The sequence below is a fragment of the Frankia gtarii genome (genome assembly GCF_025403375.1).
Classification (GTDB): Bacteria; Actinomycetota; Actinomycetes; order Frankiales; family Frankiaceae; genus Frankia; species Frankia gtarii.
Map to the genome: position 1 here is coordinate 1 of NZ_JAMPTM010000499.1, position 2,005 is coordinate 2,005.

Genomic DNA, 2,005 nt, shown 5'->3' on the forward strand with positions numbered 1-2,005 from the left:
GGCCGGGGGCTCGCGGTCGGCGGCGGCGGGGCCGGCATCCTCGGCGTCGTCATCTACCTGCTCGTCGCGGTCCTCGGCGGCGGCGGGTCGGACTCGGCCGGGTCGCCGCTGTCGCAGCCCGGCGGCGGCACATCGGGCGGCGGCACGTCCAGCGACGTCGCCCGGCGCTGCAACACCGCCGGGGCGATCGACCAGTACGATGACTGCTTCGTCCTCAAGGCGTTCAACGAGATCAACGAGGTGTGGGGCGCCCAGTTCGCCCGCAGCGGCCAGACCTACACCAAGCCCCGGCTGGTCTACTTCTCCCAGTCGGTGCGCACCGGCTGCGGCACGGCGTCGTCGCAGGTCGGGCCGTTCTACTGCCCGCCGGACCGCAAGGTCTACATCGACCTGGGCTTCCTCGACCAGCTCCAGCGCAACTACGGCGCCCAGGGCCGCTACGCCCAGGCGTACATCGTCGCCCACGAGGTCGGCCACCATCTCCAGACGCTCACCGGCACCGAGGCGCGCGTCCGCCAGGCCCAGCAGGCCGATCCGTCCCGGGAGAATCCGCTCAGCGTCCAGCTCGAACTGCAGGCCGACTGCTACGCCGGGGTGTGGAGCACGCTGGCGAACAACGCGGGCAACGTCACCATCGGCGAGGCCGACCTCGACGAGGCCCTCGGCGCCGCCCAGGCCGTCGGCGACGACCGCATCCAGGCCCAGGCCGGCCAGGTCAACCCGGAAACCTGGACCCACGGCTCCGCCCAGCAGCGCAAGAACTCGTTCCTCACCGGCTACCGCGGCGCCACCATGGCCTCCTGCGGCACCGTCCCCCACGCCTGACCTCGCGCCTGACTGTCGCGATGGCGACGCCTTCGTCGCGGCGGTGTGCCGCCCCGAGGCTGCTGGGCGTCAGAGCCGGCTCAGCCGGTTCTCAGCTCCGGATGCGAGGGTGGGCCGGGCCGTTCCCGGCCGGGACGCAGCCGCAGGAGGGACCGGGGCATGCGGGTGCTGGTGGTGGAGGACGACGCCCGGCTGGCGGAGGTGCTGCATGCCGGGCTGACCGCGGAGGGCTTCGACGTCGACGTCGCCCGTGACGGCGAGGACGGGCTGTGGCACGCGCGGGAGGGGGCGCACGACGTCGTCGTCCTCGACATCCTGTTGCCGAAGCTCAGCGGCTACCGGGTGGTGGCGGCGCTGCGCGCGGCCGAGGTCTGGACGCCGGTGCTCATGCTCACGGCCAAGGACGGCGAGTTCGACGAGGTCGACGGCCTGGATGCCGGGGCCGACGACTATCTGCGCAAACCGTTCTCGTTCGCGGTGCTGGTCGCGCGGCTGCGAGCGCTCGGCCGGCGTGGGGCGACCCCGCGACCGCGGATGCTCGGCCACGGCGCGCTCACCCTCGACCCCGAGTCGGGCGAGTGCACGGTGCACGGCGAGCCCGTCGTGCTGCAACCGCGGGAACGAGCGCTGCTGGAGGTGCTGCTGCGCCACCGCGACCGCGTCGTCGCCAAGGACCGGCTGCTGCACGCCGTCTGGGGGCTCGACGCCACCGGGGACGCCAACGTCGTCGAGGTGTACGTCTCGGCGCTGCGTCGCAAGCTCGGCGCCGCCCGGATCGCGACCGTGCGCGGCCTCGGCTACCGGCTGGTGAACCCGGATGCCTGACCGAGCTTCCGGTCCCCGCTGCCGGGTGCGGGCGTTGCGGGTGCGGCTGACGGCGGCGGTGACGGTGCTGGTCGGGGCGGCGCTGGTGCTGGCGTCCCTCCTGCTCGTGCACACCATGTCCCGGACGCTGCTCGGCCGGGCCGAGACGGCCGCGCGGGCCGAGGTCGACCAGGCCGCCGACGCGCTCGCCCACGGTCGTCCCCTCGACGACCGGGGCGCCGTCCCCGCCGAATACATCACCGTGATCCAGGTACTCGACCCGTCGGGACGGTTGGTCGAGCAGCTTCCCCCACGGACCGCGGACCCCGCCGCGGCCGAACGGGTCCGGGCTCGCGCGGGCGGGGCCGGCGTACCC

At 74.2% G+C, this 2,005-nt stretch carries 2 protein-coding genes and 1 pseudogene; all 3 read left to right on the forward strand.

Features of this window, described 5'->3' with window-relative positions:
* Positions 1 to 825: KPN_02809 family neutral zinc metallopeptidase (ypfJ, locus tag NBZ83_RS31825; protein WP_261576475.1), on the forward strand; the 825-nt coding region annotated here is incomplete at its 5' end.
* Between the two features lie 159 nt (positions 826 to 984).
* A complete protein-coding gene (locus tag NBZ83_RS31830) occupies positions 985 to 1,650 on the forward strand; it encodes a response regulator transcription factor (RefSeq protein ID WP_261571306.1) in 666 nt (221 codons plus the stop codon).
* Positions 1,643 to 2,005 (forward strand): annotated as a pseudogene (locus NBZ83_RS31835) (sensor histidine kinase); the annotation flags it as partial. The gene NBZ83_RS31830 and the pseudogene NBZ83_RS31835, both read left to right, overlap by 8 nt.

What these genes read in the sequence shown, in the direction of transcription:
- NBZ83_RS31830 (WP_261571306.1), top strand. Translation starts at nt 985, where the DNA reads ATGCGGGTGCTGGTGGTGGAGGACGACGCCCGGCTGGCGGAGGTGCTG.